This window comes from Corynebacterium sp. HMSC074A01 (assembly GCF_001831515.1).
GTDB lineage: Bacteria > Actinomycetota > Actinomycetes > Mycobacteriales > Mycobacteriaceae > Corynebacterium.
Window position 1 is genome coordinate 272,762 of record NZ_KV825630.1, and the last position, 25,362, is coordinate 298,123.

Genomic DNA, 25,362 nt, shown 5'->3' on the forward strand with positions numbered 1-25,362 from the left:
ATTCCACTTTCGCCCCAACAGGGAACCGACAGCCCAATTCGTGCGTCTAATAAGGGTTATCGCAAAACACGCGCGGTGCCGTCAACGCGGCGGGTCACCCCTGCCGCATCAAGATACTCGAGCAGCGGAATAGCCACGCGGCGGGTCGTATCCCACGCCTTGCGCGCCTGGGAGGCGGTAAACGGCGCGTCGAGGAGGCGCAGGAGATTGGTGGCGTGCGTGGGGGCATCGGCAAGCAGCACGATGTCCCGGTTCGCGCCGAGCCGGATAATGCGGCCGGCGCGCTCGGCAGCGGCGAGCTCCTTCGCGCCGAGCTGCCAACGCTCGAGGTCAGCTGCCTCAGGTGCCTGGAAGGGCGCGCGTCGCAGGTGCGCTTCGAGCGATGCGATGCCGGGGGCGATGGCGGCACTGGTGGTGAGCAGGCCGTCGGCAAGCGTGAGCTTCGCTGCGGCGGCGACAAGCGGCAGCAGCTTCGGATCCGGCAGGCCGAGCTTGTCCACGGCCGCGCCCGCGGTGAGCCCCGCCGAGAGCGGATCGCGGCGCGTGTGCTGCGCGACCGCGTCCAAAAGTGCGCGCTTCCACTCCATGACTTGGGTGGCGCGGATCCAGTAGCCGGCGAACTCGATGGTGCCCTGCGGCGGCTCCCCTGGCACCAGAAAGCCGAGGCGGGCCAGGTGCGCAGGCGTGACCGCGACGCGGCGGGCGATCTCGTGGGAGGGGTTGGGAAGTGTCGGCAATTCTGCAGCGCGGCGGCGTCCGTCGCCGCGGCGCGGCAGTTCGGGCGGGTCGACGTCCACGGCGCGCACACCGGCGAGGATGTGCTGGGCACCGGGGGCGCGCAGGGCGAGCGTATCGCCGAGCGTGACCGGTAGCGGGCGCTCCAAAATAAGGCGCAGGTAGTCCTCACCGAAGGGGCGGATCTTCGCCGTGACCTGGGCGGTGCCGAGGTGGGCGTGGACTTCGTGTGGGAGTGCGGTGGCGGGTGTGCCGGTGGTGACGTGGGCGTCGAGAAGCGAAGTGTGCTCCCACGCCTCGGGGGTGCACAGCGCGTCGCCGCGGCGCACCTCTTCGGCGCTGATGTCGCGCAGGTTGAGTGCGGCGCGCATGGCGGGACGGGCGGCGTCGACGGGTGCGTCCTCGGATTGGATGCCGCGGACTTTCACGTCGCGTGAGCCGAGTCGCAGCGTGTCGCCGGGGCGGATAGTGCCCGCGGTCAGCGTGCCGGTGACCACCGTGCCCGCGCCCTTGACGCTGAAAGCGCGGTCGACCCAAAAACGCACGCGCGCGGCGGGATCAGGTAAAGGTGCCGCGCGCAGCATCTCCGCGCAGGCGGCGACGAGTGAATCGACGCCCTCGCCGGTGTGCGCGGAAACCTCGACGATCGGCGCGCCTGCGAGCGTGGTGCCCGCGACCTCGCGGGCGATTTCGGCGCGCACTTCATCCCTGCGCTGCGCGTCGGCGCGGTCCGCGCGGGTCATCGCGATGACCACGTTGGAGATGCCGAAGGCGTTGATCGCCGCCGCGTGGTCGCGTGACTGGGCCATCCAGCCCTCGTCGGCCGCGACCACGAAGAGCACGGCGGGCGCTGGGCCGACGCCGGCGAGCATGTTGGCGATGAAGCGCTCGTGCCCCGGCACGTCGACAAACGCGACGTCCAACGTATCCAACTTCGCCCACACGAAGCCCAAGTCGATGGTCAGGCCGCGCTGCTGCTCCTCCTCCCAGCGGTCAGGCTCCATCCCAGTGAGTGCCTTGACCAGGGTGGATTTTCCGTGGTCAACGTGGCCCGCAGTGGCGATGACGTACGGCATTAGCGCTCCCCCTCCGCGCACTCGAGTACGGCCTGTGCGATCTCCTCGTCGCGGTGCGGGGGCACACACCGCAGGTCCAGCAGCAGTTGGCCGTCGTGGACGCGCCCGAGCACCGCCGGCCGTCGCCTGCGCAAGGGGGCAGCAAGTACAGGATCGAGCGCGACCGCGTACCCAGGCAGCGGCACGCCGGGCGCTCCCCCGCCGCCGACGCGCCCGTCGTGCGCAACCACGGGCGCGCCCACACGCTCGGCCAGCGCTTGTGTGCGCGCCCGCAGCGTGTCGGGGTCCGCATGCAGCGCGGCCGAGGTCGGTGTTTCCGCCGCCCGCACCGTCGCCTCGAGCGCGGCCAGGCGCAGCTTATCGACGCGCACCGCCCTCGCCAGCGGATGCCGCCGCAACTTCGCAACCGCCTCGGCCCGCCCCATGATCACGCCCGCCTGCGGCCCGCCGAGCAGCTTGTCGCCGGAGAACAGGACGATGTCGGCGCCGTGGGCGAGCGCCGTTGCCGCGTCCGGCTCGTCCGGCAGCGCGGGGTCCGGGTGCAGCAGGCCGGAGCCGGTATCCACGATGAGCGACAGGCCGTTGGCATCCGCGATCTGGCGCAGCTGCGCCACAGAAGCCTCGGCGGTAAAGCCGTGGACTCGGTAGTTCGAGGGGTGCACTTTCAAGATCGCGCGCAGCGAATCATCAGCGGCGGCGCGCTCGTAATCGTGCGGGTGCGTGCGGTTGGTCGCGCCGACCTCCACCAGCTTCACGTGGGCGGACTCGATGAGCTCGGGCAGGCGGAACCCGGCGCCGATCTCGATGAGTTCGCCGCGCGAGATCGCGACCGAACCGTGCTCGGCAAGCGCAGCCGTGGCCAGCAGCAACGCGCTCGCGCCGTTGTTCACCACCAGCGCGTCCTCGGCCGCGGGGCAGGCCGCCAACAACGCCTTGCGCGCGCCCGCTCCCCGATCGCGGGAGCGCACCCCGTTTGCTAAGTCCATCTCCACGTCCACGTAGCCCGCGGCGGAAACCAGCGCGTCGACCGCCAGCGGGCCGAGTGCCGCGCGACCGACGTTGGTGTGCACCACCACGCCGGTGGCATTGAGCACGGGCGTGAGTGTGGTCGCGCCGGCGTCGATCAGGTTCAGGAAGTGCTCGGGGGCATCGTCGGGGTGGAGCTCGCCGCGTCGACAAGCAGCCTGCACCTCGTGCGCACAAGCCTTCAGCGCGTGCGGGGCGAGCGCAAGCAAAGTATCGGTACCTGGGATGTTGCGGCGCGGATCGCTCAAACTCGTGTCCTCCCTTATAAGCGCGTGGCGGAGACGGACAGGAATCGAACCTGCCAGACCGAGCTACTCGGCCTCACCAGTTTTGAAGACTGGGGCGCCCACCAGGACGCGTACGCCTCCGCGCAAAACGCTACCATAGGCCCCATGAGCACTACGAACCCAGAAATCCGTCTCACCCAGTTTGCTGCCGGCGGGGGCTGCGCCTGCAAGATCCCACCCGGCGAGCTCGAGGACGCCGTCAAAGGCCTGGTTGGCGTGAGCGACCCGAACGTGATCGTCGGCCTGGACGACGGCGATGATGCCTCCGCCATCCGCGTGCGCGAGGACCTCGCCGTGATTTCCACCGCCGACTTCTTCACCCCGGTGGTGGACGACGCGTACACGTGGGGCAAGATCGCCGCCGTCAACGCGCTTTCCGACGTCTACGCCATGGGCGGCACCCCGATTACCGCCATCAACCTGCTCGGATGGCCACGCGATGTGCTGCCGCAGGAACTCATCCGCGAGGTGCTCCACGGCGGACTCGACGGCGCGAGCGCGGCCGGCATCTCGGTGACCGGCGGCCACTCCATTTCCGCGCCCGAACCGATCTACGGCATGGCGGCGACCGGCACGATTGACCCGGCCCGCCTCATGCGCAACGACGCCGCCGCCCCCGGCCTGCCAATCACGCTGACCAAGCCGATCGGCTCCGGCCTTTTGAACAACCGTCACAAGGCCACCGGCGAGTGGTTCGAGCAGGCAGTTGAGGTGATGACCACGCTGAACCGCGATGCATCGCGGGCCGCCGTCGAGGCGGGCGTGCGCGCGGCGACCGACGTCACGGGCTTCGGGTTGCTCGGCCACCTGTACAAGATGGCGCGCGCCTCCGGCATCGACGCGGTTATCGACCACACGAAGGTCCCGCTTATCGACGGCGCGCGCGACACCCTCGACAAAGGCTTCATCCCCGGCGGCTCGCAGCGCAACCTCGACTGGGTGCGCCCGCACGTCGACGCGGACGGTGTGGGAGACGACGACCTCCTGCTGCTCGCCGACGCGCAGACTTCCGGCGGCCTGCTGGTCATCGGCGAGGTGCCCGGCTACCCCGTCATCGGCGAGACCACCGAGGGCACCGGGCGAGTCCGCGTGCGCTAGCGCGCGGTCGTGATCGAGTCGCCGACCTGGCCGGCCTCCTGGCGGACGCGCAGGCGGTTGCGCTGCGGCTCGACCACGTACTTCGGGTCCTCGGTGGAGCGCTTGCCAGCGGCGATAATGCCGAAGCGCGTCAGGCAGGAGGCGGTGGCCATCGCCGCACCGCTTAGCCCCGCGATGACGCGGTTCTTCCCGCCCAAAACAGCGCCGATACCACCGGCGACGACGAGCGCCTCGGCTGCCTTGAGCATGCGGCCAGCCTTGCCCTCCTGCATCGTTTCCGGCAGCGGATCGTCGAGCGCGCGCTCCACGCTTTTCGACGCCACGACGTCCGCCACCGCGCCCGCCGCCGCCAACACCCGGGCCGGGCCGTTGTTCGCGGTCGAGGTGGTCACCAGCGCCACGCCCGCGGACGCGCACGCAGCAGAGGAGACGAACAGGTTGGGCAGCTGCTTATGCGCGCCTTGCCACATCGGCACCGAGGTATTGCCGAGCAGCACCGCGGTGTAAACGGCCAGCGGCGCGCCCATAAGCCCGGAGAACACGCCCATCGGGGTGGCCAGCGCGTGCAGTGCCTTGCGCGCGGGTGCCGGCAGCGGGATGCGCTCACCGGTTAAGGTGTCTACCTCCGCAGCTGCGGCAGCCACCGCCGCGCTGGAGAAGGATCCGAGGATCCAGGACCCAACAGACATCGGCGAGGAGAGCTTGAACACGCGGAACATGTTCAAAAGGCGCTCCGGCCGACCCAGGTCCAACACGAGGCAGCCGGAGCCGACAGCCGCGGCAACGGCTGCCGTGAGCCGGGTGTTGCGCTGCAGCTCGCGGTTGCCGGTCGCGCCCGCGCCGACGGCGAGCAGCGAGGAACCGCCTGCGACGCCGCCGAGGAAGAAATACACGCCAATCGGCCATTCCCAGGGCGGGAATTTCACGATCGGGCGGCCGTAGTAGGAGTCGTACTGCGCGAACTCCGCGCGCGGCACCATCAGCTCCTCGCCGCGGCGCTGCTTCTTACCGCGCGGTCCCTTCCTGTCCTTGCGGCGCGGGCCGCGGGGTGCTTCCGGCGGTCGGAATGCGTCGAAGTCTGCCATTTACTTTCCGCCTCCAATCACGAATGCTGCTGCCGCGGCGCCAACCAGGCCCGCTGCTGCGACGACGGCGCGCTTGGCCATCTCGGGCAGGTTCGCGGTGGGCACCTCGGGGTCTGGCGGGAGGCCGTAGACCTCGGGGGCGTCGAGAAGCAGGAAGATCGAGCCGGTGCCGCCGACGCCGTCCTCGCTGTTCGCGCCGTAGAGGCGTGCCTCGGTCAGGCCCTGCGCGTGGAGCTCGGCGACGCGCGCCTTCGCCCTCGCCAGCATCTCCGTGTAGGTGCCGTACTGGATCGAGTTGGTCGGGCATGTCTTCGCACACGCCGGGCCCTCCCCGACTTGCTGCCGGTCAAAGCACATGGTGCACTTCTGCGCCACGCCGACGTTCTTGATCGGCGCGACCTCGCCGACGGTGAAATCTTCGCCCTGCTTAAAGCGCTCGTTGCGCTTTTGCACCCCGCCGTCGGAGCGGCGCTCGATCACGCCGAAGGGGCAGCCTGCTACGCACGTCCCGCAGCCGTTGCACACATCATCCTGCACCACGACGGTGCCGTGCTCGGTACGGAACAGCGCACCGGTCGGGCACACATCGAGGCAGCCGGCATTGGTGCAGTGCTTGCACACGTCCGAGGACATCAGCCAGCGGAAATCCGGGGTGTCCGGCAGCTTGGTCTGCGATTCTTCAGGTGCCTCCGCCTCCGCCCCCGGCATGTTCGGCATACCGAGGGAGACGAGCTTTTTGCCCTCCTCGCGCGCCTGCGCGATCTGCTCCTCGCTCTGCTCGATAAACGCAACGTGGCGCCAGGTGTCCGCGCCCAGCGCACCGGTGTTGTCGTAGGACATGCCGGACAGGGCGTACTCACCGTCCTGCGGGTTGCGGTTCCACTCTTTGCAGGCCACCTCGCAGGCTTTGCAGCCGATACAGATGGAAGTATCGGTGAAAAACGCCTTGCGGTTGTCCCTGTCATAGCCCACGTTGGCGGGCGATTCAGTAATCCGGTTTGTTGTCTGCAACTGGCCCTACCCTTCCTGGTCCGACATGTTGTCCTTGGTGGGATCGTCCTTCGCGGCCGAGGTTTCGCCTTGGCCTTTGCGGATGGCTTCGGACGACGCCCCGTCGTGAAGCACTGTCCCTGTGTCCTGATCCAAACCTGCGCGCTTCTGGTACTCGCGCACCAGCGCGACGCGATCCGCGCCACGCGGGCGACGGCCCGGGCGGATGTCCACGGCCGAGACCTTGGAGGCCTGGATGTTCACGTTCGGGTCGAGCATGATGCCCAGCAGGTCGTTCGGCCCGTCACCGGAGACCTCGGCGTAGTCGCCGCGGCCGTAGTGGAAGGGCATGCCGATCTGCTCGAAGGTGGCGTCGCCGATCGTGAGCGTCTTGATGCGCTCGGTGACCAGCACGCGGGCCTCGATGGCGTTGCGCGGCGAAATGATCGTCGCCCACTCGCCGTTTTCCAGCCCGACGCGGCGCGCCAGCTCCGGCGAGACCTCGCAGAAGAGCTCCGGCTGCAGCTCCGCGAGGAACGGCAGCGTGCGCGTCATCGCACCCGAGGTGTACATCTCGGTCAACCGGTAGGTGTTGAGCATGTACGGGTAGACCTCCGTGCCCGGCTCGCCGAAGTTCGGTGCCGAGAGGTTGTCCTCCCCGCGCATCACGATGCGCGACGGCGACTGCTGCTGCGAGTACAGCACGTTCGGGTACGGCGACTCCTGCGGCTCGTAGTGGGTCGGCATCGGCCCGTCCACCATGCCGGTCGGCGCGAACAGCCACGCGCGGCCGTCGTTTTGCATGATGAAGGCGTCGTTGCCCGCAAGGGCCGCTGGGCCGACCGCGTCGCGGTCCGGCTTGAAGCCAGGCGCGCGGTCCACGGGGAAGTCCACGACATCGTTGGACTGCCACTTCTCGGCGTCCTCGTCCCACCAGACGAGCTTCTTGCGCTCGGACCACGGCTTGCCGTCCTCGTCCGCCGAGGCGCGGTTGTACAGCACGCGGCGGTTCATCGGCCACGCCCAGCCCCAATCCAGCGCCATCTCGTCTTGCTCGGAGCCCGGGCGCTTGTTGGCAGAACGGTTCACGTCGCCAGCGAAGACACCACAGTAGATCCAGCAGCCGGAAGAAGTGGAACCATCCGCCTTCAGATCGGCGAACTTGTCCACCAGCTGACCCTTGCGCGGGCCCTCCAGGTAGTAGCCGTTGATCTCGCGCAGCACCGACTCAGGGTCGATTTCGCCGTGCTCGTCCGTGTCGTAGTCCCAGGTGATCTTCTGCAGCGGCAGGTCGCGCGGGTCGGTCGAATCCTTCACGCGCTCCTTGATGCGCTTGCCCAGCTCGTAGAAGAACTGCAGATCGCTATCGGCATCGCCCGGGGCGTCCTTCGCCTTGAAGCGCCACTGCAGCATGCGCTGCGTCTGGGTGAACGTACCGGCCTTCTCCACGTGGTTCGCGGCCGGGAAGAGGAAGACCTCCGTGTCGATCTCCTCGGTGACCAGGTCACCGGACTTGATCTCCGGGGAGTCCTTCCAGAACGTCGCGGTCTCGATCTCCTGGAAGTCGCGCACCACCATCCACTTCAGCTTGGACAGCGCCATGCGCTGCATGCGTCCGTTGGACTGCGCCACCGCGGGGTTCTGGCCGAAGACGAAGTAGCCGTCGACCAGCCCCTCGTTCATCAGCTGCAGGGTGTGGTACGTCGAGTGCGCGCCGGTCAGGCGCGGCATGAGGTCCATGCCCCAGTTGTTGTCCTCGGTGGCGGCGTCGCCCCAGTAGGTTTTCATCAGCGACACCGCATAGGTGTCGCCCTTCTGCCAGAAGCCCTTCTGGTCGCGCTTGGATACGGCGGCCAGGTACTCGTCCCAGGTCTGGGCGGTCACCTGCGGCATCGGCAGGTAGCCGGGCAGCAGGTGGAACAGCGTCGGCACGTCCGTCGAGCCCTGGATCGACGCGTGGCCACGCAGCGCCATGATGCCGGAGCCCGGTCGACCCACGTTGCCCATGAGCAGCTGCAGGATCGCGCACGTACGGATGAACTGCGCACCCATAGTGTGCTGTGTCCAGCCCAGCGCGTAGGCGAAGCAGGTCGTGCGCTCGCGCCCGGAGTTCTCCACGATGGAGTCCGCCAGGTAGTAGAAGTCCTCCTGCGAAATACCGCAGGCCTCCTCCACCACCTCAGGGGTGTAGCGCGAGTAGTGGCGCTTGAGGATCTGGAAGACCGTGTTCGGGTCCTGCAGCGTGGGATCCGTCTTGTGATCCCACGACACCTGCGCATCCCAGTTCTTCTGCGGCTGCCAGCTCGAGTTGTCGTAGGAACCGGTCTCCGGGTCGTAGCCGGAGAACAGTCCGTCGAGGTCCTCGGTGTCCTGGAACTCTTCGCTGATCAACGTCGCGGCGTTGGTGAACGCCTTGACGTACTCCTCGAAGTACAGGTCATTCTGCAGCACGTAGTTGATCACCGCGCCAAGCAGCACCACGTCGGAGCCGCCGCGGATCGGCACGTGCTTATGTGCCACTGCCGACGTGCGCGTAAAGCGCGGGTCGACGTGGATGATCCGGGCACCGCGTGCCTTGGCCTCAATGACCCACTGGAACCCGACCGGGTGTGCCTCGGCCATGTTCGAGCCCTGGATGACAATGCAGTCCGCATTGGCCATGTCCTGCAGCGGCTGGGTTGCGCCACCGCGTCCAAACGAGGATCCCAAACTGGGAACCGTGGAGGAGTGTCATATACGGGCCTGATTCTCGATCTGCACCGCGCCAGAAGCGGTCCACAGCTTCTTAATCAGGTAGTTTTCCTCGTTGTCCATCGCGGCACCGCCCAGGCCAGCAATGCCCATGGTGCGGCGCAGCGCGCGCCCCTCTTCGTCAAAGTCCTGCCAGCCGTTCTTCCGCGCCTCCAGGAAGCGGTCGGTGACCATGTCCAGCGCGGTGTCGCGGTCCAGCGTCTGCCACTCGGTGGCACCGGGCGCGCGGTAAAGGATCTCGGTCAGGCGACCGGGCGCGTTGACCAGCTGCTCGGAGGCAGCGCCCTTCGGGCACAGACGGCCGCGCGAGTGCGGCGAATCCGGGTCACCCTCGATCTGGATGACCTTCTCATCCTTGACGTACACGCGCTGGCCACAGCCGACGGCGCAGTACGGGCAAACACTCTTGACGACGCGGTCGGCCTCTTCAATCCGGCCCTGCATCGTCTTACTCTTGTGCGATTCGGTGTTCTCACCACGGGCGAAAAGGTCACCGTCTCGCATCTGGCGCACAACCGGCCAGTTCAGGGGACTAAAACGAGACATGCCCCCTACCCTAGCCGAAGTTGCCCTCCACCACGAGTTTTCCAGCGCGCCGCCAGCTCTTTCCACTCTCGCGCTACATAATTGATTCAACTTTGATACATTCAGTGTGCTTGGCCTCCAACGTCCAAGCATTTCTGCCGAAAACTCCATTTTTCTTACAGCCTGAACCGAGTGAGCATGCACACTTCTCCCCGCCGCCGCGCACTGCGCAGCACCACCATCGCCAGCGCTGTTGCGCTCTCCCTCACCGTGGCCTCACCAGGTGCCGGTGCCGACGAAGACTCGAATGAGGAAGTCTTCGGTTCTGGCCCGGACGCCTCGGCCGAGTTCTCCGAGCAGTACGCCGCGGAGCACGGAGTGGAGTTCCACTACCAGCAAAACCAGGTAGGCACCCAGGACGCGGTGAAGATGCCAAGTGGGGCGACCGTACGTGTCATGGGCGATATCCTCGGCACCTGGTCGCAGGGCGTCGGCATGGGCGCGACCGACCTCGGCGTGATGGCACCGCTGGGTGGGAAAGACTTTGCCATGATCTTCGGCGATTCCTTTACCGGCGGCACGGTCTTCGACGGGGACTGGATGAGCCCGACCGGCCTGGTTGGCCACGTCGACAAGGACGGCTTCGTGCAGGTCTCCGGACCGCTCAACGACAGCAACCGTGTGCGCCCCCTGATCAGCTACGCACCGGAGAAGGACTTCACGCTGCTGCCCTCCGACATCATCAACATCGATGGCACCCTGTACATGCAGGGCATGTGGAACCGCGGCCTGCACAACGTCAGCAACACCCAGATCTGGAAGTCGGATTCGCGCGGCAAGCGCTGGACCTCGGTGGGCTACACCAGCCACAACTACCTCAATGGCCTGGGCGACATGATCAGCTGGGAGCAGGGCCCGGACGGCTACATCTACGTGGTGATGTCCTCCTTCGAGCGTAAGGACGACGTGTACCTCTCCCGCTTCAAGATCGAGGATATCGGCGATCGCGACAAGTGGGAGCTGTTCAACCCGGGTTCCGGCGAGTGGGGCGACCACTACGCCCCCATCATCGACCACCGGATGCAGGCCGGCGAGATGAACTTGCGCTACATCCAGGGTTACTGGGTGCTCGTGATCTTCAACAACGAGACCGGGGCGATCGAGGTCCGCATTTCCGACGAGATCGCCCGCAATTGGAACGACGTGCCGGTGACCACGATCGCCAAGAACGGCAGCTGGGCAAACCCGCAGTCGCCACGTAACTGGTCGCAGCCCTACGGCGGCTACATCGTCCCGGGCTCAACCATCGACAACCTGGACGTGGTGATCTCGCAGTGGAACACCGGCACCCACAAGCGCTACATGGCGACCCAGTTCAACGTCCGCGGCCTGGACGAGATCTACGGCATCGATGCTGCTTCCCTGCCCGCCCTGCCGGAGCCTCCCGTGGCCAACGACATCCCGGGCGCTGATGGAAGGAGCGCCAGCAACAGCTCGCTGAGCTCCGGCATGGACGAGACCACTGAGAAGATCGTCACCATCGTCGGCGTGCTCGGCGGCATCGCCGCGATTGCCGCCATGTCCTTCCCGTTCTGGCGCGACATGCTGCCGCCGCAGCTGCGCGAGATGCTGCACATCTAGCGCCAGCACAGACAGAAGCGCCCCCGGCTACCACCGGGGGCGCTTTCGCGTCGTTGCAAGCCTTACTCGGAGACGAGCCCCGGCTTCGCGTGCTCCTCGGCGTTTTCCAAGAAGTCTGCCGACGGGGCGAAGAAGTTCACGCCGGTCAGCGCCTCGGAGAAGTCTAGGATGCGGTCGTAGTTGCCCTCGGGCTCGCCGATGAACATGCGTCGCAGCATGCGCTCGGTGATTTCCACGTCCTTGGCGTAGCTCATGAAGTAGGTGCCCTGGTTGCCCAGTGCATCGCCGAAGGTGAGGTTGTTGCGCACGATCTCGAGCGACTCGCCGTCCTCGTCCTTGACCGAGTTCACGGCCACGTGGGAATTGGCAGGTTTTACGTCCTCGTCGAACTCAATGTCGTCGTGCTTGGTGCGGCCGATGACTTTCTCCTGCTCCTCTACCGGCAGCGCATCCCAGTCCTTCAAGTTGTGGATGTACTTCTGCGCCACGATGTAGGAGCCGCCGGCCCACTCACCCTCGCTGATCAGCGCAGTCTCGATGCCGGCTTGGCCGCGCGGGGACTCCGTGCCGTCGACAAAGCCGAGCGGATCGCGGAAGTCCTGGTACTGGAAGGCATGCACCTCGTCGTATTCGGCGACGGCGCCGTCGAGCACGACGTTGATGCGCCGCGCCAGCTCGAAGGCCACGTCGTACTCGTCGGCGCGGATGTGGAAGAAAAGATCACCCGGCGTCGACGGCGCGTGGTGCTTGGCGCCCTGCAGCTCGCGGAAAGGGTGCAGGCCTTCCGGCTTCGGGGTGTCAAACATGCGCTCCCACAGCTCGGCACCGATGCCCACGACGGCGCTGAGCTGCGCCGAAGGCCAGCGGAAGCCAACGCCGTTGACCAGGCCCTGCAGGCCGGTGATCGCCTCGAGCGCTTGCTTCTCGACGCCCTCCTTCAGCGTGATGGTCAAAAAGATGGCGTCCTTGGATTGGGGCAGGATGACAGTTTGCGAAACGTCAGCTGAGTACTTTTCGGTCATGCGCCCCAGCTTACCTACCACTGGGGCGAGTCCACATCCACACCTGCTGCCGCTGCGTGGGCGGTGACCAGCTCGAGGAGGTAGTCCTGCGCACCAGCGTAGGCCTCGTGGAAGCGCTCGTCGCCGACGTACATGCGCGCCAGGATCAGCTGGCGGGCCGGGGTGACCTCGTACCACTGCGCGATTGAAGCGCGGTGTTTCTCCACGAGCCGCTCCGCTTCCTCCGAGCCGGGTTCGACTCCCTTCTCGCGCGCGGTGACCAATTCGGCGGCGAGCTCCTCCTGCTCGCGCATGAGCTGCTGTGCCTTCGTCGCATCCACCTTGGACAGCGCTTCCTGGGACTGGGCCCACTCGGGGGTGTGCCCCCAGCGGTTTTCAGCCTCTTCCTGGTATGCCGGGAATTCTTCGCCGAAGTACTGCTTCATATCTTCCATGGTCAGTGTGCCTTTCTGTTGCTTGTCCATCATTTCCTCGACCGCTTGGAGTTGGGCCTCGAGTGCGTCCCGGCGCGTGCGCAGAGCCTCGTGGTGGGCGGAAAGTGCGCGTGCGAGGTGGGACGGGGAGGCGTCGAGAAGCGTTGCGATGCGCGCAAGCGGGATGCCGATGCCCTGGTAGAGGGCGATCGCCGCGCCTCGTTCGAGGTCAAAGTCGTCGTAGACGCGGTAGCCGGTGCTCGTGCGCTCGGGCTGCAGTAGCTCGAGTGTCTCCCAGTGACGCAGTGCCTTTGGGGTGACGCCGAGGATGTCGGCGGCTTCGCCAATCGTGTAAGCGGTCATAGGTGAAAGTGAACAGGTTGCCGTAGGGGCAAGGTCAAGCGCGGGCGCGTGGAACCCAGATCCACCCCTCCTCCGCGACGAGTTCTGCCTGGTCAGCGGGCGGGGCGATGCAGCGCCCGGCGCGGACCTCACGGGCGATCAGGGCGGCGATCACCGCGTCGAGGCAGTCCGCGCTTCCCACTGCAAGCGAGCGCCGGTTGCCCCAATCCAGCCCGAAGCGCGCACTGAGCCCCGCCGCGATCTCCTCGCGGACAGCTCGCCCGGCATCGCCCGCGCCCTTGTAGCCGCGATGCCGCATCCCCCACTGCTTGAGCGCGGCGGCCGGGTACACCTCGGCGACCTTGCCCTCACCGCCGCGGTGGGTGTTCACGCCAGCGGCACGCAGGCGTTGCTCGATTCCTGCCCAGCGCAGGGCGGGGTGCGCGATCCGCTCGGCGGCCACCGGCAACGGGGTCACGCCTGCGGTGCGGCGGACTTCCAGGTCGGTGAAGCGGTTGACCAGCTCGCGCCGCGCGTCCGGACCCGCTCCAGCGGGCAAGCCGTCCTCCCCCGCTGCGTGAGCGTTGAGGAACTCCCGAAACGCCCGCGGCCACCCGAGCGGGATGTCCACACCGGTAAGTTCGGCGCGGGTGATGTGGGTTACGAGGTGGTCGTCGGTGGCGGTGCACGTGGCGTCGATAAGCAATGGCCCAGCGGGCGTGACCTGAATCAGCGCGGTGCCGGTCTTGGCGGGGTCGGCGGCGAGATCGATGCCGGAAAAGTACTGTTCCACGCGCAAGAGCTTAGAGGTAGAGTGACCCGGGTGACGCAGCAACGATCCCCTTGGGCGGCTCTGTGGAGCATGATGCTCGGGTTTTTCATGATCCTGGTCGACTCGACCATCGTTTCCGTGGCGATTCCCGCGATCACCGCGGATTTGGGTGCGAGCTACAGCTCGGTGATCTGGGTCAACAGCGCCTACCTGCTCGCGTACGCGGTGCCGCTTTTGATTACCGGCCGCCTCGGCGACCGCTTTGGGCCGCGCACGATTTACCTGACCGGGCTCGCGCTCTTTACCGTGTCTTCGCTGGCCTGCGGGCTGGCGGGCACCATCGAGGCGCTCATCATTGCGCGCGCCTTCCAAGGCCTGGGCGGGGCGATGGTCACCCCGCAGACGATGGCGGTGATGATCCGCACCTTCGCCCCCACTGAGCGCGGCGGCGCGATGGGCGTGTGGGGCGCGACCGCAGGGGTGGCCACCATTACCGGGCCGCTGTTGGGCGGACTGCTTGTCGACGCCTCCGGGTGGCCCTGGATCTTCTACGTCAACATCCCCGTCGGCATCCTCGGACTCATCCTCGGCTGGATCTTCGTCCCCCGACTCGAGCGCACCGCGCGCACCTTCGACTGGGTCGGCGTGGGCTTCAGCGCTGTGGGTATGTTCTGCCTGATCTTTGGCATCCAGGAAGCCAACGCGCTCAACTGGGATTGGCGCGCGCTCGCCTTGATTATTGGTGGTCTCGTGCTGCTTGTGGTCTTCGTCGCCTGGCAGTCACGGATTCGCCAGGACGCCCTCGTGCCTCTGGAGCTTTTCAACGACCGCAACTTCTCGCTCGCCGCCGTCACCATCGCCGCCGTCGGTTTTGCCATGTCCACTTACATGATCCCGTGGATGATCTACATCCAGTCCGTCCAAGGCTTCTCCCCCACCAGTGCGGCCCTGCTCTTGGTGCCCGCAGGGCTCGTCTCGGGCACGCTCTCGCCGTGGATCGGCAAGCTGACCAACACGCATCAGCCCAACCCCTTCGCCATCACGGGCCTGACGTTGCTCGCCCTTTCCATCGCGCTGACCGCATGGATCACCGACCCCGCGATCAGCCCCTACTGGCTGGTCGCTATCTCCGTGCTCAACGGCGTGGCCAACTCGATGGTGTGGGGCCCGCTGTCCATGATTGCCCCCCGCAACCTCCCCGGTGCCCTCGCCGGCGCGGGATCCAGCGTCTATAACACGCTGCGCCAGGTCGGTGCCGTCATCGGTTCCGCCGCCATCGCCGCACTCATGTCAGCTCAACTCGACGCGCAGCTTGGCGACGGTGCCGGCGACGCCGCCGTCGGCCCGAGCACAACCGGCGGGCTGCCCGAGGCACTGCACGCCCCGTTCGCACTGGCGATGTCGCACTCGCTCTACCTGCCCGCCGCCGTCGCACTGCTTGGCGCGGTGTTGGCATGCGGCTTCGCGCGGACGAGGAGCTGGAACGACTAGGAGGAGCTCGCCACGTATTTTATAGTGGGCACGCACACTCCCCTGGACGAAAGGATGCCACCGTGGCCGATACCCCCGAGATGCGCGTGGGCGACGCCGAGCGCTCTGCCGCGCTCGACCGGTTGGGCACACATTTTGCCGACGGTTACCTCAACGTCGCCGAGTTCGACGACCGCACCGCACAGGCCGCCTCGGCCACGACGCGCGGCGAACTTGAGTCGCTTTTCCGCGACCTACCGGAGCCTTCCCACAGCAAGGAGCTGGCCTCCCCAGCGAACACGACCCGCGAGGCCGAATTGGAGCGCAAGCTCCGCGTGAAGCGGAACTGTGATCGCGCGGCGGGGCTGGTTGTCGGCTTCGGCGCGGCGGTCTTTTTCCTGCTGCAATTCGTCTTTGATGTCTCAATGGCCTGGGTGGCCTGGCCAATCGTTGGTGTGGTGTGCCTGGGAATTTATTCCTTCGCCGATATTTCCGAAGAAGAGTACGACGTGTTGGAAGAGCTCGAAAAGGAGGACAACAAGGAACGAGCGGAACGGCTGCGAATCGCGTATGAGCGTCGCAAAGAGCTGGGCAAGTAGCGCAAACCTTGGGGCCGCCTGCATTGCGGATCACAATTTCTTTGAAATTTATCCCTCGGCATAGGCGAGAATCTATTAACCTAACGTTCATCACGTTTCCCGGACCAAAGGACGAACCATGCACACCTCTCGCCCCGCCCTGGCCCTAATTGCAACCGCCGCACTGCTTTTCCCCACGCTCGCCGCTTGTTCCTCCGACAGTGAGGGCGGCTCGGGCGGCGACACTGCGGGTGGTGAAAGCTACTCCATCGGTATTAGCCAGCTCGTGCAGCACCCCGCGCTCGACGCCGCGACCGAGGGCTTCAAGGAAGCCTTTGCCGACGCCGGCGTGGACGTCGAGTTCACCGAGCAGAACGCCAACGGCGAACAGGCCACCGCACTGACCATTGCGCAGCAGTTCGCTGGGCAGAACCTGGACCTGATCTTGGCCAACGCCACCCCGGCGGCCCAGGCAATGGCGCAGAACGTCACCGACACCCCGATCCTGTTTACCTCCGTCACCGACCCGGTCGAGGCCGAGCTGGTCAACGATTGGGATGCGCCGGGTGCCAACGTCACGGGTACCTCGGACAAGACCCCGCTGAAGGATCAGTTCGACCTGATCGAGCAGCTCGCTCCGGACACCAAGACGATCGGTATTGTCTACGCCTCCGGCGAGGTCAACTCGCAGATTCAGGTGAAGGACGCGGAGAAGGAGGCTGCGGAGCGCGGCTGGACCGTCGAGACGCAGACAGTGACCAGCGTGGGCGAGATCCCGCAGGCGGCAGAAACGCTCAGCGGTGTTGACGTTTTCTACGTACCCACCGACAACATGGTCGTCTCCGGCATTTCCTCGCTGGTGCAAGTTGCCGAGCAGCACCAGATCCCCGTGATCGGCGCCGAGGCTGGCACCGTCGAGGGCGGTGCTGCGGCCACCATCGGCATTGATTACAAGGAGCTCGGCCGCCAGACGGGCGAGATGGCGCTGCGCATCCTGCGTGACGGCGAGGATCCGGCTGAGATGCCGGTGGAAACGGCCACCGAGTTCTCCTACGTGGTCAACGAAGACGCCGCGAAGGCGCAGGGTGTGGAGATTCCCGAGGAGATCCTGAAGCAGGCTGAGACTGTATGATCCCGGCGCTTGAACTCGGCCTGATCTACGGGGTCATGGCGCTGGGGGTCTACCTCACCTTCCGCGTCCTCAACTTCGCGGACCTGACAGTAGACGGCTCATTTACTACCGGCGCGGGCACCGCCGCGGTACTCATCCTCGGCGGCGTCAACCCGTTTCTCGCGACGGCTGCTGGCTTTTGCGCCGGCTTTGCCGCGGGCGTCGTCACCGGACTTTTGCACACCAAGGGCGGAATCGACGGGCTGTTGGCCGGCATCCTCACCCAGATCGGGCTGTGGTCGATCAACCTGCGCATCATGGGCGGGGCAAACCTGCCGCTCTTGCGCAGCAACACCGCCTTCAGCCCGCTGAAGGACGCCGGGCTGCTGCACTCCTGGGGCGGCGTTGGTTTGCTCGCGGTCTCCGTGCTGCTGCTCGCCTTGCTGGTCTACTGGTTCCTCACCACCGACCTGGGCCTTGCTATCCGCGCGACCGGCGACAACGGACAGATGATCACTTCCTTCGGCGTGTCCACCGACGCGACGAAGATCCTCACGCTCGCGCTGTCGAACGGGCTGGTCGGCATGTCTGGCGCGCTCGTCGCACAATTCCAGGGGTTTGCCGACATCTCCATGGGCATTGGTCTGATCGTCGTCGGCTTGGCCTCCGTGATCGTGGGGCAGGCTATCGTCGGCCAGCGCGCGCTCCTGCAGGCAATCGTGGCTGTACTCATCGGTGCCGTGGCCTACCGCATGATCATCTTCTTCGCGCTGCAGCTCGGCTTGAACCCGAACGACATGAAGCTCGTCTCCGCAGTCCTGGTCATCGCCGCGCTGCTGCTGCCAAAGGTGCTCCCCAGCACCGGGCGTAAGCGCACCACACCAGCCGCAAGTGCAAAGGCGGACGCATAATGCTGACTATCTCGAACGTGCACAAGACCTTCTTCCCCGGCACCGCCAACGAACGCACCGCGCTTGCCGGCGTCGACCTGGATCTCGCCGAGGGCGACTTCTGCACCATCATCGGCTCCAACGGCGCGGGCAAGTCGACGTTGCTCAACACCGTCGCGGGCCGCCTGCGCCCGGACACGGGCAGCGTGCATATCGACGGCACCGACATCACGCGGATGAAGGAGCACCAGCGCGCCACCCTGATCGGCCGCGTGTTCCAGGACCCGCTCGCCGGTACCGCCCCGAACCTCACGATCGAGGAGAACCTCTCGCTTGCCTACCTGCGCGGCAAGCGCCGCGGGCTCGGCCGCTCCCTGAGCAGCACACGACGCGAGTTCTTCCGCGAGCAACTTTCCACCCTGGAGCTGGGCCTGGAAGACCGCATGGGGCACAAGGTGGGCTTGCTCTCCGGCGGGCAGCGCCAGGCGCTCTCCCTGCTCATGGCCGGGTTCACCCAACCAAAGGTGATGCTGCTCGACGAGCACACCGCCGCCCTCGATCCCCAGCGCGCCGACCTGGTGACCACCCTGACCCACAGCATCGTGGAGGAAGGCGGGCTGACCACACTCATGGTCACCCACAACATGGAGCAGGCGCTGCGGGTGGGTAACCGCTTGATCATGATGCACGAGGGCCGCATCGTCTGGCAGGCCGCAGGCGAGGACAAGAGTAAGCTCACCGTCCACGACCTGCTCGCCCAGTTCGCCAAGATCAAGGGCGCAACCTTGTCCGACAAGGCGTTTTTGGGCTAGCACCCGTGAGCCGCGGCAAGCCCCGCGCGCCGAAGCGGCGCATCGAGGGTGACTATCCCATCGCCACTGGCACCGCCGCCATCGTCGCCGACCCGGCGCGCGATGGCGGCTTCACGCTTGAGGTCAACCGTGTGCCCTCCTCGTATGTCGTACTCGGTGCGCCGGAGGTGCTCCACTACGACTACATGCGCTGGTTCGCCGAGATCCTCGCCTCCCACGCCCTCCCCGAAAGTTTTTCCGCCGTGCACTTGGGCGCGGGCGCGTGTTCCTTTGCCTCCTACGTGCAGCACCGCTACCCCGATTCAGCCAACGTGGCGGTCGAGCTGGACCGCGAACTCGCCAAGCTGGTGCGCTGGGCCTTCGACCCGCCGGTGGAGCTGAAAGTCGCTGAGGCGCGTGCGTTTACCCACGCGCTTGCGCCCGGATCTCAGGATCTCATCGTCCGGGACGTCTTCGCCGGCCCCGCTACCCCGCGTGCGCTGACCACCGTGGAGTTCTACACCGCCGTGCGCCGCGCGCTGCGCCCCGGCGGGTTGTTCCTCGCCAACATCGGCGATACCAAAGGGCTGCCCACCACCCGCGCCGAGCTCGCTGGGCTGCGTGAGGTCTTCGGGCACACAGTCGTGCTCGCTGAAGGCAACGGGTATGGGAACGTGGTGGTTGGGGCGTCGACAAGCAGGCTCGAGGTGCCTGGGGCCTTGCTTATCGACGCCCACGAGCACACCCCGCGACGCGACTGATTAAAGTCTATCGGCGTCCGGCGAAGCTACGTACGAAGGAGGCCAATGTTGCACCATTTCAGCCCGCTGTTTCACATGGGGCCCGCCAAGCGCGACCATATTCCTGCGTTTCGCACCGCGCTGGGCGTGGCGATCCCCATGTTTACGCTGCTGGCGCTTGGGCGACTTGACCTTGCCATTTACGCGAGCTTCGGCGCGTTTACCGGCGTGTATGGCAGGCACGCCACGCGCGCGATGCGGCTCGAGCACCACATCCTGGCGGGCATCGCGCTGACGCTGTCGGTCACGCTCGGCGCGACGATTGCGTGGTTCAGCCTCAGCCCGTGGATTCTGCTGCTTGTCAGCTCGGTGACGTCATCGGTGTGGGCGACGATCGCGCTGGCCACCGACATGAAGCCGACCGGGTCGGTGTTTGTGATTTTCTCGGTCGCCGCGGTCGGCTCCCTCGATAATCCGGTGCATCCGCTGCTCGCCTTCGCCATCGCTGGCGGAGCCGCGCTGGTGTGCCTTGTGCTCGGCCAGCTGTCCCACCTCATTGGCGAGGGGCCCGGCGGAGACGCCCACGCTCCCGAGCGCCCCAACCGCGCCCCGGACGCAGGCCCCGTGCCGCGCCGTCGACTGCGGGTGGAGGCCAGCCGCTTTTTCTTCTCGCCGTTGCTCGCTGGCACCATTGGCCTGATCTCGGTTGAGCTTATCGATCCGCTCTCCCACTTCTACTGGGCGATGGTCGCCGCCGTGGCACCACTGGTCAACTCGCGGTTCAAGGTGCAGTACTACCGCGCCATCGAACGCGTCCTCGGCACGCTGAGCGGCATTGCCATTACCGGCTTCTTGCTCTCGCACTCGCTGCAGGGATGGCAGATCGTGGTGTGGATCGTCGTGTTGCAGTACCTCACCGAGATGTACGTGACGCGCAACTACACCATCGCCGCAAGCTTTATCACCCCGACCGCACTGCTAATGATCCAGACGGTGCAGGCCTCCCCCGTCGGTCCCATGCTGCTGGCGCGAACGGCCGAAACCGTGCTTGGCGCATTAGCTGCGCTCACGATCATCGCGGTCGGCTACGTACGCAAGTACCCCACGGTGGTCATGCCTTCCCGGGGCACTACAACCCAATCTCCTCGCCAGTAGCGGGGCGATAATACACGGCCCGCTCGGCGTGCAGCGTCTTGAAATGGGGGCTGGTCACCTCAGCGAGCGCGCTGAGGTAGTTCGGCACCATCGCTTTCGGGATGCGCAAACCCATGGTCAGGTGTGGCACCCACCTGGCCCCGCGACCATGCGGGTTCAACGCGCTCAGCGCCCGGGCCGCCGCGTCGAGATCCTCCGGCGCTTCGAGCAGCCAGGAGACGGTCTGCTTCGACTTCGTGCCGAAGACCACCACGCCAACCCGGTCCAGCCGCGCGGGCAACAGCGGCGGGAGCAGGGCCGCGGCCTCCTCCACGACCCGCTGCTCCATGTGCTGCGCAAACGTCACCGAAATGTGCGGACGCTGGTGCTGCTGCGGAAATCCCTGCTGGTGCAGCGCCGCGTAGATCGAACGCACTTCTTCTTCCTCGCGTTCGCTCAGGCGCAGGAGGATATTTTCCGGGGAGCGCGCTGACATACGTACCTGTTAGACGAACTCGATGGAGTCGAGCAGATGCTGGAACTCGGGCGCCAGCTCCTGGATGCGTCCTACGTCCGCGGTGAGCACAATCATTACCACCCAGCGGGTGTCCCCGCCCTGCTCGCGCAGGATGAGGTAGTTCTGCAGCTGGGCGACCTCACCCCGGGTGCCGTCTGCGGCAGACGCACTCAGCGTGACCTGCTGCAGGCCCGCATTCCCGTCCGGGCTGACCTCGCCCTGCTCCACGCGCGGGTTCTGCCCAGCCTGCTCTAGGCGCGCGAGGTTGTCCTTCATCACCGCCTGCATGTCGGCGTCTTCGGCGAGCGTGGCGGTCAGCCCGCTAATCGTCGGTGGCATGAACACGGACTGCTCGGCATCCGCGGGACGGGTGAGCAGAAAGTCCATGTTCGCGGGCGTCGATACCTGCGCCCAGTGCTCGTTGGGAAGGGAAAACTTATACTTCGTGGCCATGGTGCTCAAGGGTACGGCACGGCAGCTTACTTACACACCCACACCTTAACGACACCTTGTTTCCATGTTGGCGACACCGTGTTGCTAACATGTGGTGCGCGGCCGCCCGGTCGCGTACCCACCAGGAAATTCAGGACGTTTCACCATGTATCTCGCTTGGCGCGAAATGCTGTTCGCGCGCACCCGCTTCCTCTTAATGGGCGCCGTGCTGGGGCTGATGTCCCTGCTCGTCGTCATCATCGCTGGACTTACCGCAGGGCTGGTCAACGACGGTGTCTCCGGACTCAAAGCCTTAGACGCCGACGTCATCGCCTTTGAGGACGGCACCCAGACCGACTCGGCTTTTACCCGCTCGATCGTCGAGACCGAAAAATCAGCGGCCTTCGCCGCGCTTGACCAGGTCGAAGACGCAGCCCCGCTGGGCCTGACCATCGTCAACGCACACAATCAAAACGGCACTGCCGTGGATCTGACCCTGCTGGGTGTCGAGCCCGACTCCTTCATCGCCCCAGAGGGCCTTCCCGAGATGGCCGCGCAGATTAAGGCCGCCAGCCAGAGCGCAACCCCGCACGACGTCATCGTTTCCGCCACGCTCCAGGACGAGGGCATCGCCGTGGGTGACACCATCACCATCGACCGCCTGGACACCCCGCTCAACGTCGTCGGCTTCGCGGATGGTCAGCGCACCTTCGGCCACGTCGACGTCGCCTACCTGCCTCTCGACGTCTGGCAGGAAATCCACGCCGGTGCCCGCCACGGCGAGCCGGTCAACCCGGAGGCCTACGACGAGACCTCCGTCATCGTGGCCAAAACCACCGACACCCCAGACTCCGCAGCGCTGAGCGACGCCTCCGGCCTCGACGTCCGCACCTTAAAGGAAAGCTTCGACTCCTCCCCCGGTTACACCGCCGAGATGATGACGCTGACCATGATCAAGTGGTTCCTCTTCGTCATCGCCGCGCTCGTCACCGGCGCGTTCTTCCTGGTGTGGACCATCCAGCGCGCAGGCAGCATCGCCACGCTGCGCGCCATGGGTGCCACCAAGGGCTTCCTGCTGCGCGACAGCATCGGCCAGGCCGTGACCATCCTCGCCATCTCGATTGTTACCGGCGCGCTCATCGCCGTTGGCCTCGGCAGCCTACTGGAGCAAACCGCCATGCCGTACGCCACCGAGTTCGGCTCCGTCATCGGCGGCAGCGTCATCCTGTTCGTCGCAGGCCTGATTGGCGCGCTCGTCGCCGTCTACCGCGTCACCCGCACCAACCCGCTCGCAGCCCTAGGAGAGAACCGATGAGCCCCGCACTTGAACTTATCGACGTCACCATCACCTACAGCGACGGCGATGCACAAGTCACCGCCCTCGACCGCGTCAACTTAAGCGTCAACCCCGGCGAGTTCGTTGCCATCGTCGGCCCCTCCGGCTCCGGCAAGTCCACGCTCCTCGCGGTCGCGGGCGCGCTGACCTCCCCGGATTCCGGGCAGGTCACCGTCGCGGGCCAGGAGATCACCGGCTTCGACGACGCCGGACTCGCCGAAATTCGCCGTAAGCACATCGGCTTCGTCTTCCAGTCCTCCGGCAGCCTGCCCTCCGCGCTGACCGCCGAGGAACAGCTCGAACTCGCTGCCCGCGCCGCAGGCACCCGCGGCCGCTACTCGAATGCCGAGCTGCTCGAAAAGGTCGACATGACCAGCCGCGCCCACCACCGCCCCGGCAGCCTCTCCGGCGGCGAGCGCCAGCGCGTCGGCATCGCGCGTGCGCTCGTGGCCAATCCGCAGGTGCTGCTTGTCGACGAGCCCACCGCCGCCCTCGACCGCACCCGCTCCCAGGAAATCGTCGAGCTGCTTGCCCGCGAGTGCCACGAGTTCAACGTCGCCGGTGTCATGGTGACCCACGACTACGAAGTGTTGCGGCGCTGTGACCGAGTCCTAGAGATGGTCGACGGAAAACTCAGCGCAACGAAGTAGTACCTTTTCGCAGCGCTAAACTGGGTACATGCCGAAAATCACGGAATCAACCGTGGCCGAGCACCGCGCAATGCAACACCGCGCGGTGCTCGACGCCGCACAGCACCTCATCATTGCCGGTGCCGGGAAAGTCCCCACCCTGGCCGAAGTCGCATCCGAAGTCGGCCTGGCGCGCTCCAGCGTCTACCGCTACGCCTCCTCCCAGCACGACCTCATGGTTCAGCTCCTCGTCCATGCCACCGAGACCTGGAACGAGCAGCTCGCCGCAGCCGTGGAAAGCGCGCCTCCGGAAGCGGAAGCGCGTATCTGCGCCTACGTGGATGCGATGCTTGACCTGTTCATCCACGGCTCGCACGGGGCGCTCATGACCGCGGCACACCAGTTCCCTGAAGCGTTTGCGAACGAGGAAGTACAGGCAGCGCACGCAGGCTTCGAAGACATCGTCAAAAGCTTCTGCCCCGGCGTCTCCCCTACCGACATCGCCCTGCTCAACGCCGCGATCACCCGCGCCTCGGAGATGGCAGACCAACCAACCGAGCTCGCACACGCGACCGCAACCCTGCACGAGATGGCGAAAGCCCTCGTCGCGGCTTAGTCTTGGGTTCCATGCGAAAAACCCTGCTAGTGCTCAGCGCACTCCCGCTTGCCGCATGTGCGGGCGAGGATACGCCCGAACCGCCCGCGATCACGACGACAGTCACGTCGACGGAAGTCAGTGCGGAGACCGAGGAGGCGGGCGTCGAAAGCCAAGCTCTTGCGACTGTAGAACTCGCGCCCGACGAGATTGCGCTGACGGGCACGCTCAAGGCCGTGCACTTTAGCGACATGACCCCGGCCGACGTTTACGAGCAGGTCAAAGGTGATGTGGACAACGAGTCGACCTATTACGCAATTGAGCTCGACCCGCAGGTGCCGGTGACAGCGAAGGGCGGGGCCGGCATGATCGAGCAGCACCCCGAGTGGGCGATCGTGGGAGTGAGTTCGCGCGCAGGAAGCATGGACTGGACGCAGTACGAGGGCCACCGCCTGCGCGTACTCGTGCGGCCCGACCAAATGACCTACGGCACCGACATCTCGCTCCCGCCGCTGGCCGTCATGATCCACAACTCCGACTACCAACCGGAGATCCTGGACTAAAGAAACAATATCGTGCCTGGTCAGGAGCTATTTTTGGTAGAATGCAGGCAGTAGATCTGCACCATTTTTCCCAGAAGGGATTAGCCATGACCACGAACTCGCCCCCTGCACGCAAGAACCAGAAGCTGTTGAAGAGCAAGATGAATTTCAGCCGCGAGGATCTGGCCGAGCTGCGAGGCACCCGACTCCGCTTTCGCGGTGTCCTAAAGGGACAGAGCCCCCGGATGTAGCAGCGCATCCGGGAGTCCTCGCCTGTCTCGATGTTGAACTAGCTGCGCTTGATGTTTTCCATTTTCTTGCCGCGGGCGAGCTCGTCGACAAGCGAGTCCATCATGCGGATGCGGCGCATGAGGTCATTTTCGACGTCCTCCACACGCACTCCGCACACTTTGCCGGTAATCAACTCCGCGTTCGGGGTAAGCGCGAGGTCGGCGAAAAACTCCCGCAGCGTTTTCTCCGACTCAGCCGCATCCTGGAGCTCCGCGGGACTCAGCTGAGTGAACCAGCCGAGGATGTCATCGAGCTCCTCGCGCGTGTGCCCTTTCCTCTCGACCTTGGCCACGTAGTTGGAGTAAATGTCGCCAAAAGGGTAAGCGAAAACCCGCTCAAGCATTGCTTCTTCGTTCATTTATGTTCCTCCCTCGCGTCTTCGTGTAGTTGTGAGTGGTTGCCCGAGTCCCCCTTAGGAACGCGAGATGTAGGCGCGCGGCGACCACCTTAGTTCAACCATTACGCATCAGCCGACCTCGACCAGTAACAACTCCAATGACAAAACAGCCGGTCCATTACAAGGTCGAATTCACGGCCCGTGCA

At 65.9% G+C, this 25,362-nt stretch carries 24 protein-coding genes and 1 tRNA gene; 13 read left to right on the top strand and 12 right to left on the bottom strand.

Features of this window, described 5'->3' with window-relative positions; all coding sequences use genetic code 11:
* Positions 1 to 56 precede the first annotated feature (56 nt).
* The 3 genes from selB to HMPREF2550_RS11015 all read right to left on the bottom strand — a co-directional run bounded on the left by selB (position 57) and on the right by HMPREF2550_RS11015 (position 3,205).
* Complete coding sequence (selB, locus tag HMPREF2550_RS11005; protein WP_070791079.1) at positions 57 to 1,811, bottom strand: selenocysteine-specific translation elongation factor; 1,755 nt, start codon at positions 1,809 to 1,811, stop codon at positions 57 to 59.
* Positions 1,811 to 3,085, bottom strand: coding sequence for an L-seryl-tRNA(Sec) selenium transferase (gene selA / locus HMPREF2550_RS11010; RefSeq protein ID WP_210400228.1), 1,275 nt, complete (start codon positions 3,083 to 3,085; stop codon positions 1,811 to 1,813). Before selA ends, selB begins: the two co-directional genes overlap by 1 nt.
* Positions 3,086 to 3,110: 25 nt before the next feature.
* Positions 3,111 to 3,205, bottom strand: a tRNA-Sec gene (locus HMPREF2550_RS11015).
* Positions 3,206 to 3,229: 24 nt separating this feature from the next.
* On the opposite strand from HMPREF2550_RS11015, the gene selD reads away from it, so the two are divergent.
* The gene (selD, locus tag HMPREF2550_RS11020; protein ID WP_070763166.1) at positions 3,230 to 4,222 is read left to right on the top strand and encodes a selenide, water dikinase SelD; all 993 of its coding nucleotides are present in this window, start codon (positions 3,230 to 3,232) and stop codon (positions 4,220 to 4,222) included.
* Here selD and nrfD read toward each other — a convergent pair.
* Genes nrfD through fdnG form a run of 3 tightly spaced genes read right to left on the bottom strand, consistent with a single transcriptional unit; the run spans position 4,219 to position 9,594 of the window.
* Positions 4,219 to 5,307 carry an NrfD/PsrC family molybdoenzyme membrane anchor subunit gene (gene nrfD, locus HMPREF2550_RS11025; protein ID WP_070791081.1) on the bottom strand — a complete coding sequence of 363 codons (1,089 nt, stop codon included), beginning with the start codon at positions 5,305 to 5,307 and terminating at the stop codon, positions 4,219 to 4,221. The genes selD and nrfD overlap by 4 nt on opposite strands.
* Positions 5,308 to 6,318, bottom strand: a complete 1,011-nt coding sequence (locus HMPREF2550_RS11030; RefSeq protein ID WP_038589632.1) for a 4Fe-4S dicluster domain-containing protein — start codon at positions 6,316 to 6,318, stop codon at positions 5,308 to 5,310.
* A 6-nt stretch (positions 6,319 to 6,324) separates the two neighbouring features.
* A complete protein-coding gene (fdnG, locus tag HMPREF2550_RS11035) occupies positions 6,325 to 9,594 on the bottom strand; it encodes a formate dehydrogenase-N subunit alpha (RefSeq protein WP_210400229.1) in 3,270 nt (1,089 codons plus the stop codon).
* A gap of 177 nt (positions 9,595 to 9,771) precedes the next feature.
* On the opposite strand from fdnG, the gene HMPREF2550_RS11045 reads away from it, so the two are divergent.
* A complete protein-coding gene (locus tag HMPREF2550_RS11045) occupies positions 9,772 to 11,214 on the top strand; it encodes a DUF4185 domain-containing protein (RefSeq protein WP_070791085.1) in 1,443 nt (480 codons plus the stop codon).
* A 62-nt stretch (positions 11,215 to 11,276) separates the two neighbouring features.
* Here the strand turns inward: HMPREF2550_RS11045 and HMPREF2550_RS11050 are convergent, their stop codons facing one another.
* From HMPREF2550_RS11050 to HMPREF2550_RS11060, 3 genes are read right to left on the bottom strand one after another with little or no spacing between them, the layout of a single operon-like run.
* On the bottom strand, positions 11,277 to 12,236 hold the full coding sequence (locus HMPREF2550_RS11050; protein WP_070791087.1) for a Dyp-type peroxidase: 960 nt from the start codon (positions 12,234 to 12,236) through the stop codon (positions 11,277 to 11,279).
* A 14-nt stretch (positions 12,237 to 12,250) separates the two neighbouring features.
* Positions 12,251 to 13,012 (bottom strand): MerR family transcriptional regulator, encoded by a 762-nt coding sequence (locus HMPREF2550_RS11055; protein ID WP_070791089.1) that lies wholly within the window; start codon positions 13,010 to 13,012, stop codon positions 12,251 to 12,253.
* Positions 13,013 to 13,046: 34 nt separating this feature from the next.
* Positions 13,047 to 13,784, bottom strand: coding sequence for a DUF429 domain-containing protein (locus HMPREF2550_RS11060; protein ID WP_083319910.1), 738 nt, complete (start codon positions 13,782 to 13,784; stop codon positions 13,047 to 13,049).
* 69 nt (positions 13,785 to 13,853) lie between these two features.
* Between HMPREF2550_RS11060 and HMPREF2550_RS11065 the strand changes: the two genes are divergently transcribed.
* The 7 genes from HMPREF2550_RS11065 (at position 13,854) to HMPREF2550_RS11095 (ending at position 20,498) form a co-directional block, all read left to right on the top strand.
* Complete coding sequence (locus tag HMPREF2550_RS11065; protein ID WP_070791091.1) at positions 13,854 to 15,254, top strand: DHA2 family efflux MFS transporter permease subunit; 1,401 nt, start codon at positions 13,854 to 13,856, stop codon at positions 15,252 to 15,254.
* Positions 15,255 to 15,316: 62 nt separating this feature from the next.
* The gene (locus HMPREF2550_RS11070) at positions 15,317 to 15,832 is read left to right on the top strand and encodes a DUF1707 SHOCT-like domain-containing protein (protein ID WP_246819810.1); all 516 of its coding nucleotides are present in this window, start codon (positions 15,317 to 15,319) and stop codon (positions 15,830 to 15,832) included.
* A 118-nt stretch (positions 15,833 to 15,950) separates the two neighbouring features.
* Complete coding sequence (locus HMPREF2550_RS11075; RefSeq protein ID WP_070763100.1) at positions 15,951 to 16,943, top strand: ABC transporter substrate-binding protein; 993 nt, start codon at positions 15,951 to 15,953, stop codon at positions 16,941 to 16,943.
* A complete protein-coding gene (locus tag HMPREF2550_RS11080; protein ID WP_070791093.1) occupies positions 16,940 to 17,833 on the top strand; it encodes an ABC transporter permease in 894 nt (297 codons plus the stop codon). The genes HMPREF2550_RS11075 and HMPREF2550_RS11080 overlap by 4 nt, the downstream gene beginning before the upstream one ends.
* On the top strand, positions 17,833 to 18,624 hold the full coding sequence (locus HMPREF2550_RS11085; RefSeq protein WP_070791096.1) for an ABC transporter ATP-binding protein: 792 nt from the start codon (positions 17,833 to 17,835) through the stop codon (positions 18,622 to 18,624). The genes HMPREF2550_RS11080 and HMPREF2550_RS11085 overlap by 1 nt, the downstream gene beginning before the upstream one ends.
* A gap of 5 nt (positions 18,625 to 18,629) precedes the next feature.
* A complete protein-coding gene (locus HMPREF2550_RS11090; RefSeq protein ID WP_070791098.1) occupies positions 18,630 to 19,364 on the top strand; it encodes a spermidine synthase in 735 nt (244 codons plus the stop codon).
* A 45-nt stretch (positions 19,365 to 19,409) separates the two neighbouring features.
* On the top strand, positions 19,410 to 20,498 hold the full coding sequence (locus HMPREF2550_RS11095; protein WP_070791100.1) for an FUSC family protein: 1,089 nt from the start codon (positions 19,410 to 19,412) through the stop codon (positions 20,496 to 20,498).
* On the opposite strand, the gene HMPREF2550_RS11100 is transcribed toward HMPREF2550_RS11095, so the two are convergent.
* Positions 20,473 to 20,973 carry a 2'-5' RNA ligase gene (locus tag HMPREF2550_RS11100; protein ID WP_070791102.1) on the bottom strand — a complete coding sequence of 167 codons (501 nt, stop codon included), beginning with the start codon at positions 20,971 to 20,973 and terminating at the stop codon, positions 20,473 to 20,475. The genes HMPREF2550_RS11095 and HMPREF2550_RS11100 overlap by 26 nt on opposite strands.
* Before the next feature lie 9 nt (positions 20,974 to 20,982).
* Positions 20,983 to 21,447 (bottom strand): hypothetical protein, encoded by a 465-nt coding sequence (locus HMPREF2550_RS11105; protein WP_141760597.1) that lies wholly within the window; start codon positions 21,445 to 21,447, stop codon positions 20,983 to 20,985.
* A 145-nt stretch (positions 21,448 to 21,592) separates the two neighbouring features.
* Here HMPREF2550_RS11105 and HMPREF2550_RS11110 point away from each other — a divergent pair, with 145 nt between their 5' ends.
* The 4 genes from HMPREF2550_RS11110 to HMPREF2550_RS11125 are packed head-to-tail and all read left to right on the top strand — an operon-like array spanning position 21,593 to position 24,549.
* A complete protein-coding gene (locus HMPREF2550_RS11110) occupies positions 21,593 to 22,741 on the top strand; it encodes an ABC transporter permease (protein WP_070791106.1) in 1,149 nt (382 codons plus the stop codon).
* Complete coding sequence (locus HMPREF2550_RS11115) at positions 22,738 to 23,412, top strand: ABC transporter ATP-binding protein (RefSeq protein ID WP_070791108.1); 675 nt, start codon at positions 22,738 to 22,740, stop codon at positions 23,410 to 23,412. The genes HMPREF2550_RS11110 and HMPREF2550_RS11115 overlap by 4 nt, the downstream gene beginning before the upstream one ends.
* Positions 23,413 to 23,440: 28 nt before the next feature.
* A complete protein-coding gene (locus tag HMPREF2550_RS11120; protein WP_070791110.1) occupies positions 23,441 to 24,007 on the top strand; it encodes a TetR/AcrR family transcriptional regulator in 567 nt (188 codons plus the stop codon).
* 11 nt (positions 24,008 to 24,018) lie between these two features.
* Positions 24,019 to 24,549 carry a hypothetical protein gene (locus HMPREF2550_RS11125; RefSeq protein ID WP_070791112.1) on the top strand — a complete coding sequence of 177 codons (531 nt, stop codon included), beginning with the start codon at positions 24,019 to 24,021 and terminating at the stop codon, positions 24,547 to 24,549.
* A 268-nt stretch (positions 24,550 to 24,817) separates the two neighbouring features.
* Here the strand turns inward: HMPREF2550_RS11125 and HMPREF2550_RS11130 are convergent, their stop codons facing one another.
* Positions 24,818 to 25,177, bottom strand: a complete 360-nt coding sequence (locus HMPREF2550_RS11130; RefSeq protein ID WP_083319904.1) for a DUF2200 family protein — start codon at positions 25,175 to 25,177, stop codon at positions 24,818 to 24,820.
* Positions 25,178 to 25,362: the final 185 nt, after the last annotated feature.

Bases quoted from the DNA above. Each gene is read 5' to 3' on its own strand.
- HMPREF2550_RS11125 (WP_070791112.1), top strand. From the start codon at position 24,019: ATGCGAAAAACCCTGCTAGTGCTCAGCGCACTCCCGCTTGCCGCATGT.
- HMPREF2550_RS11110 (WP_070791106.1), top strand. From the start codon at position 21,593: ATGTATCTCGCTTGGCGCGAAATGCTGTTCGCGCGCACCCGCTTCCTC.
- HMPREF2550_RS11075 (WP_070763100.1), top strand. From the start codon at position 15,951: ATGCACACCTCTCGCCCCGCCCTGGCCCTAATTGCAACCGCCGCACTG.
- HMPREF2550_RS11050 (WP_070791087.1), bottom strand. From the start codon at position 12,236: ATGACCGAAAAGTACTCAGCTGACGTTTCGCAAACTGTCATCCTGCCC.
- HMPREF2550_RS11115 (WP_070791108.1), top strand. From the start codon at position 22,738: ATGAGCCCCGCACTTGAACTTATCGACGTCACCATCACCTACAGCGAC.
- HMPREF2550_RS11095 (WP_070791100.1), top strand. From the start codon at position 19,410: ATGTTGCACCATTTCAGCCCGCTGTTTCACATGGGGCCCGCCAAGCGC.
- selB (WP_070791079.1), bottom strand. From the start codon at position 1,811: ATGCCGTACGTCATCGCCACTGCGGGCCACGTTGACCACGGAAAATCC.
- nrfD (WP_070791081.1), bottom strand. From the start codon at position 5,307: ATGGCAGACTTCGACGCATTCCGACCGCCGGAAGCACCCCGCGGCCCG.
- HMPREF2550_RS11065 (WP_070791091.1), top strand. From the start codon at position 13,854: ATGATGCTCGGGTTTTTCATGATCCTGGTCGACTCGACCATCGTTTCC.
- HMPREF2550_RS11055 (WP_070791089.1), bottom strand. From the start codon at position 13,012: ATGACCGCTTACACGATTGGCGAAGCCGCCGACATCCTCGGCGTCACC.
- HMPREF2550_RS11105 (WP_141760597.1), bottom strand. From the start codon at position 21,447: ATGGCCACGAAGTATAAGTTTTCCCTTCCCAACGAGCACTGGGCGCAG.
- HMPREF2550_RS11100 (WP_070791102.1), bottom strand. From the start codon at position 20,973: ATGTCAGCGCGCTCCCCGGAAAATATCCTCCTGCGCCTGAGCGAACGC.
- HMPREF2550_RS11130 (WP_083319904.1), bottom strand. From the start codon at position 25,177: ATGAACGAAGAAGCAATGCTTGAGCGGGTTTTCGCTTACCCTTTTGGC.
- HMPREF2550_RS11080 (WP_070791093.1), top strand. From the start codon at position 16,940: ATGATCCCGGCGCTTGAACTCGGCCTGATCTACGGGGTCATGGCGCTG.
- selD (WP_070763166.1), top strand. From the start codon at position 3,230: ATGAGCACTACGAACCCAGAAATCCGTCTCACCCAGTTTGCTGCCGGC.
- HMPREF2550_RS11085 (WP_070791096.1), top strand. From the start codon at position 17,833: ATGCTGACTATCTCGAACGTGCACAAGACCTTCTTCCCCGGCACCGCC.
- HMPREF2550_RS11120 (WP_070791110.1), top strand. From the start codon at position 23,441: ATGCCGAAAATCACGGAATCAACCGTGGCCGAGCACCGCGCAATGCAA.
- HMPREF2550_RS11045 (WP_070791085.1), top strand. From the start codon at position 9,772: ATGCACACTTCTCCCCGCCGCCGCGCACTGCGCAGCACCACCATCGCC.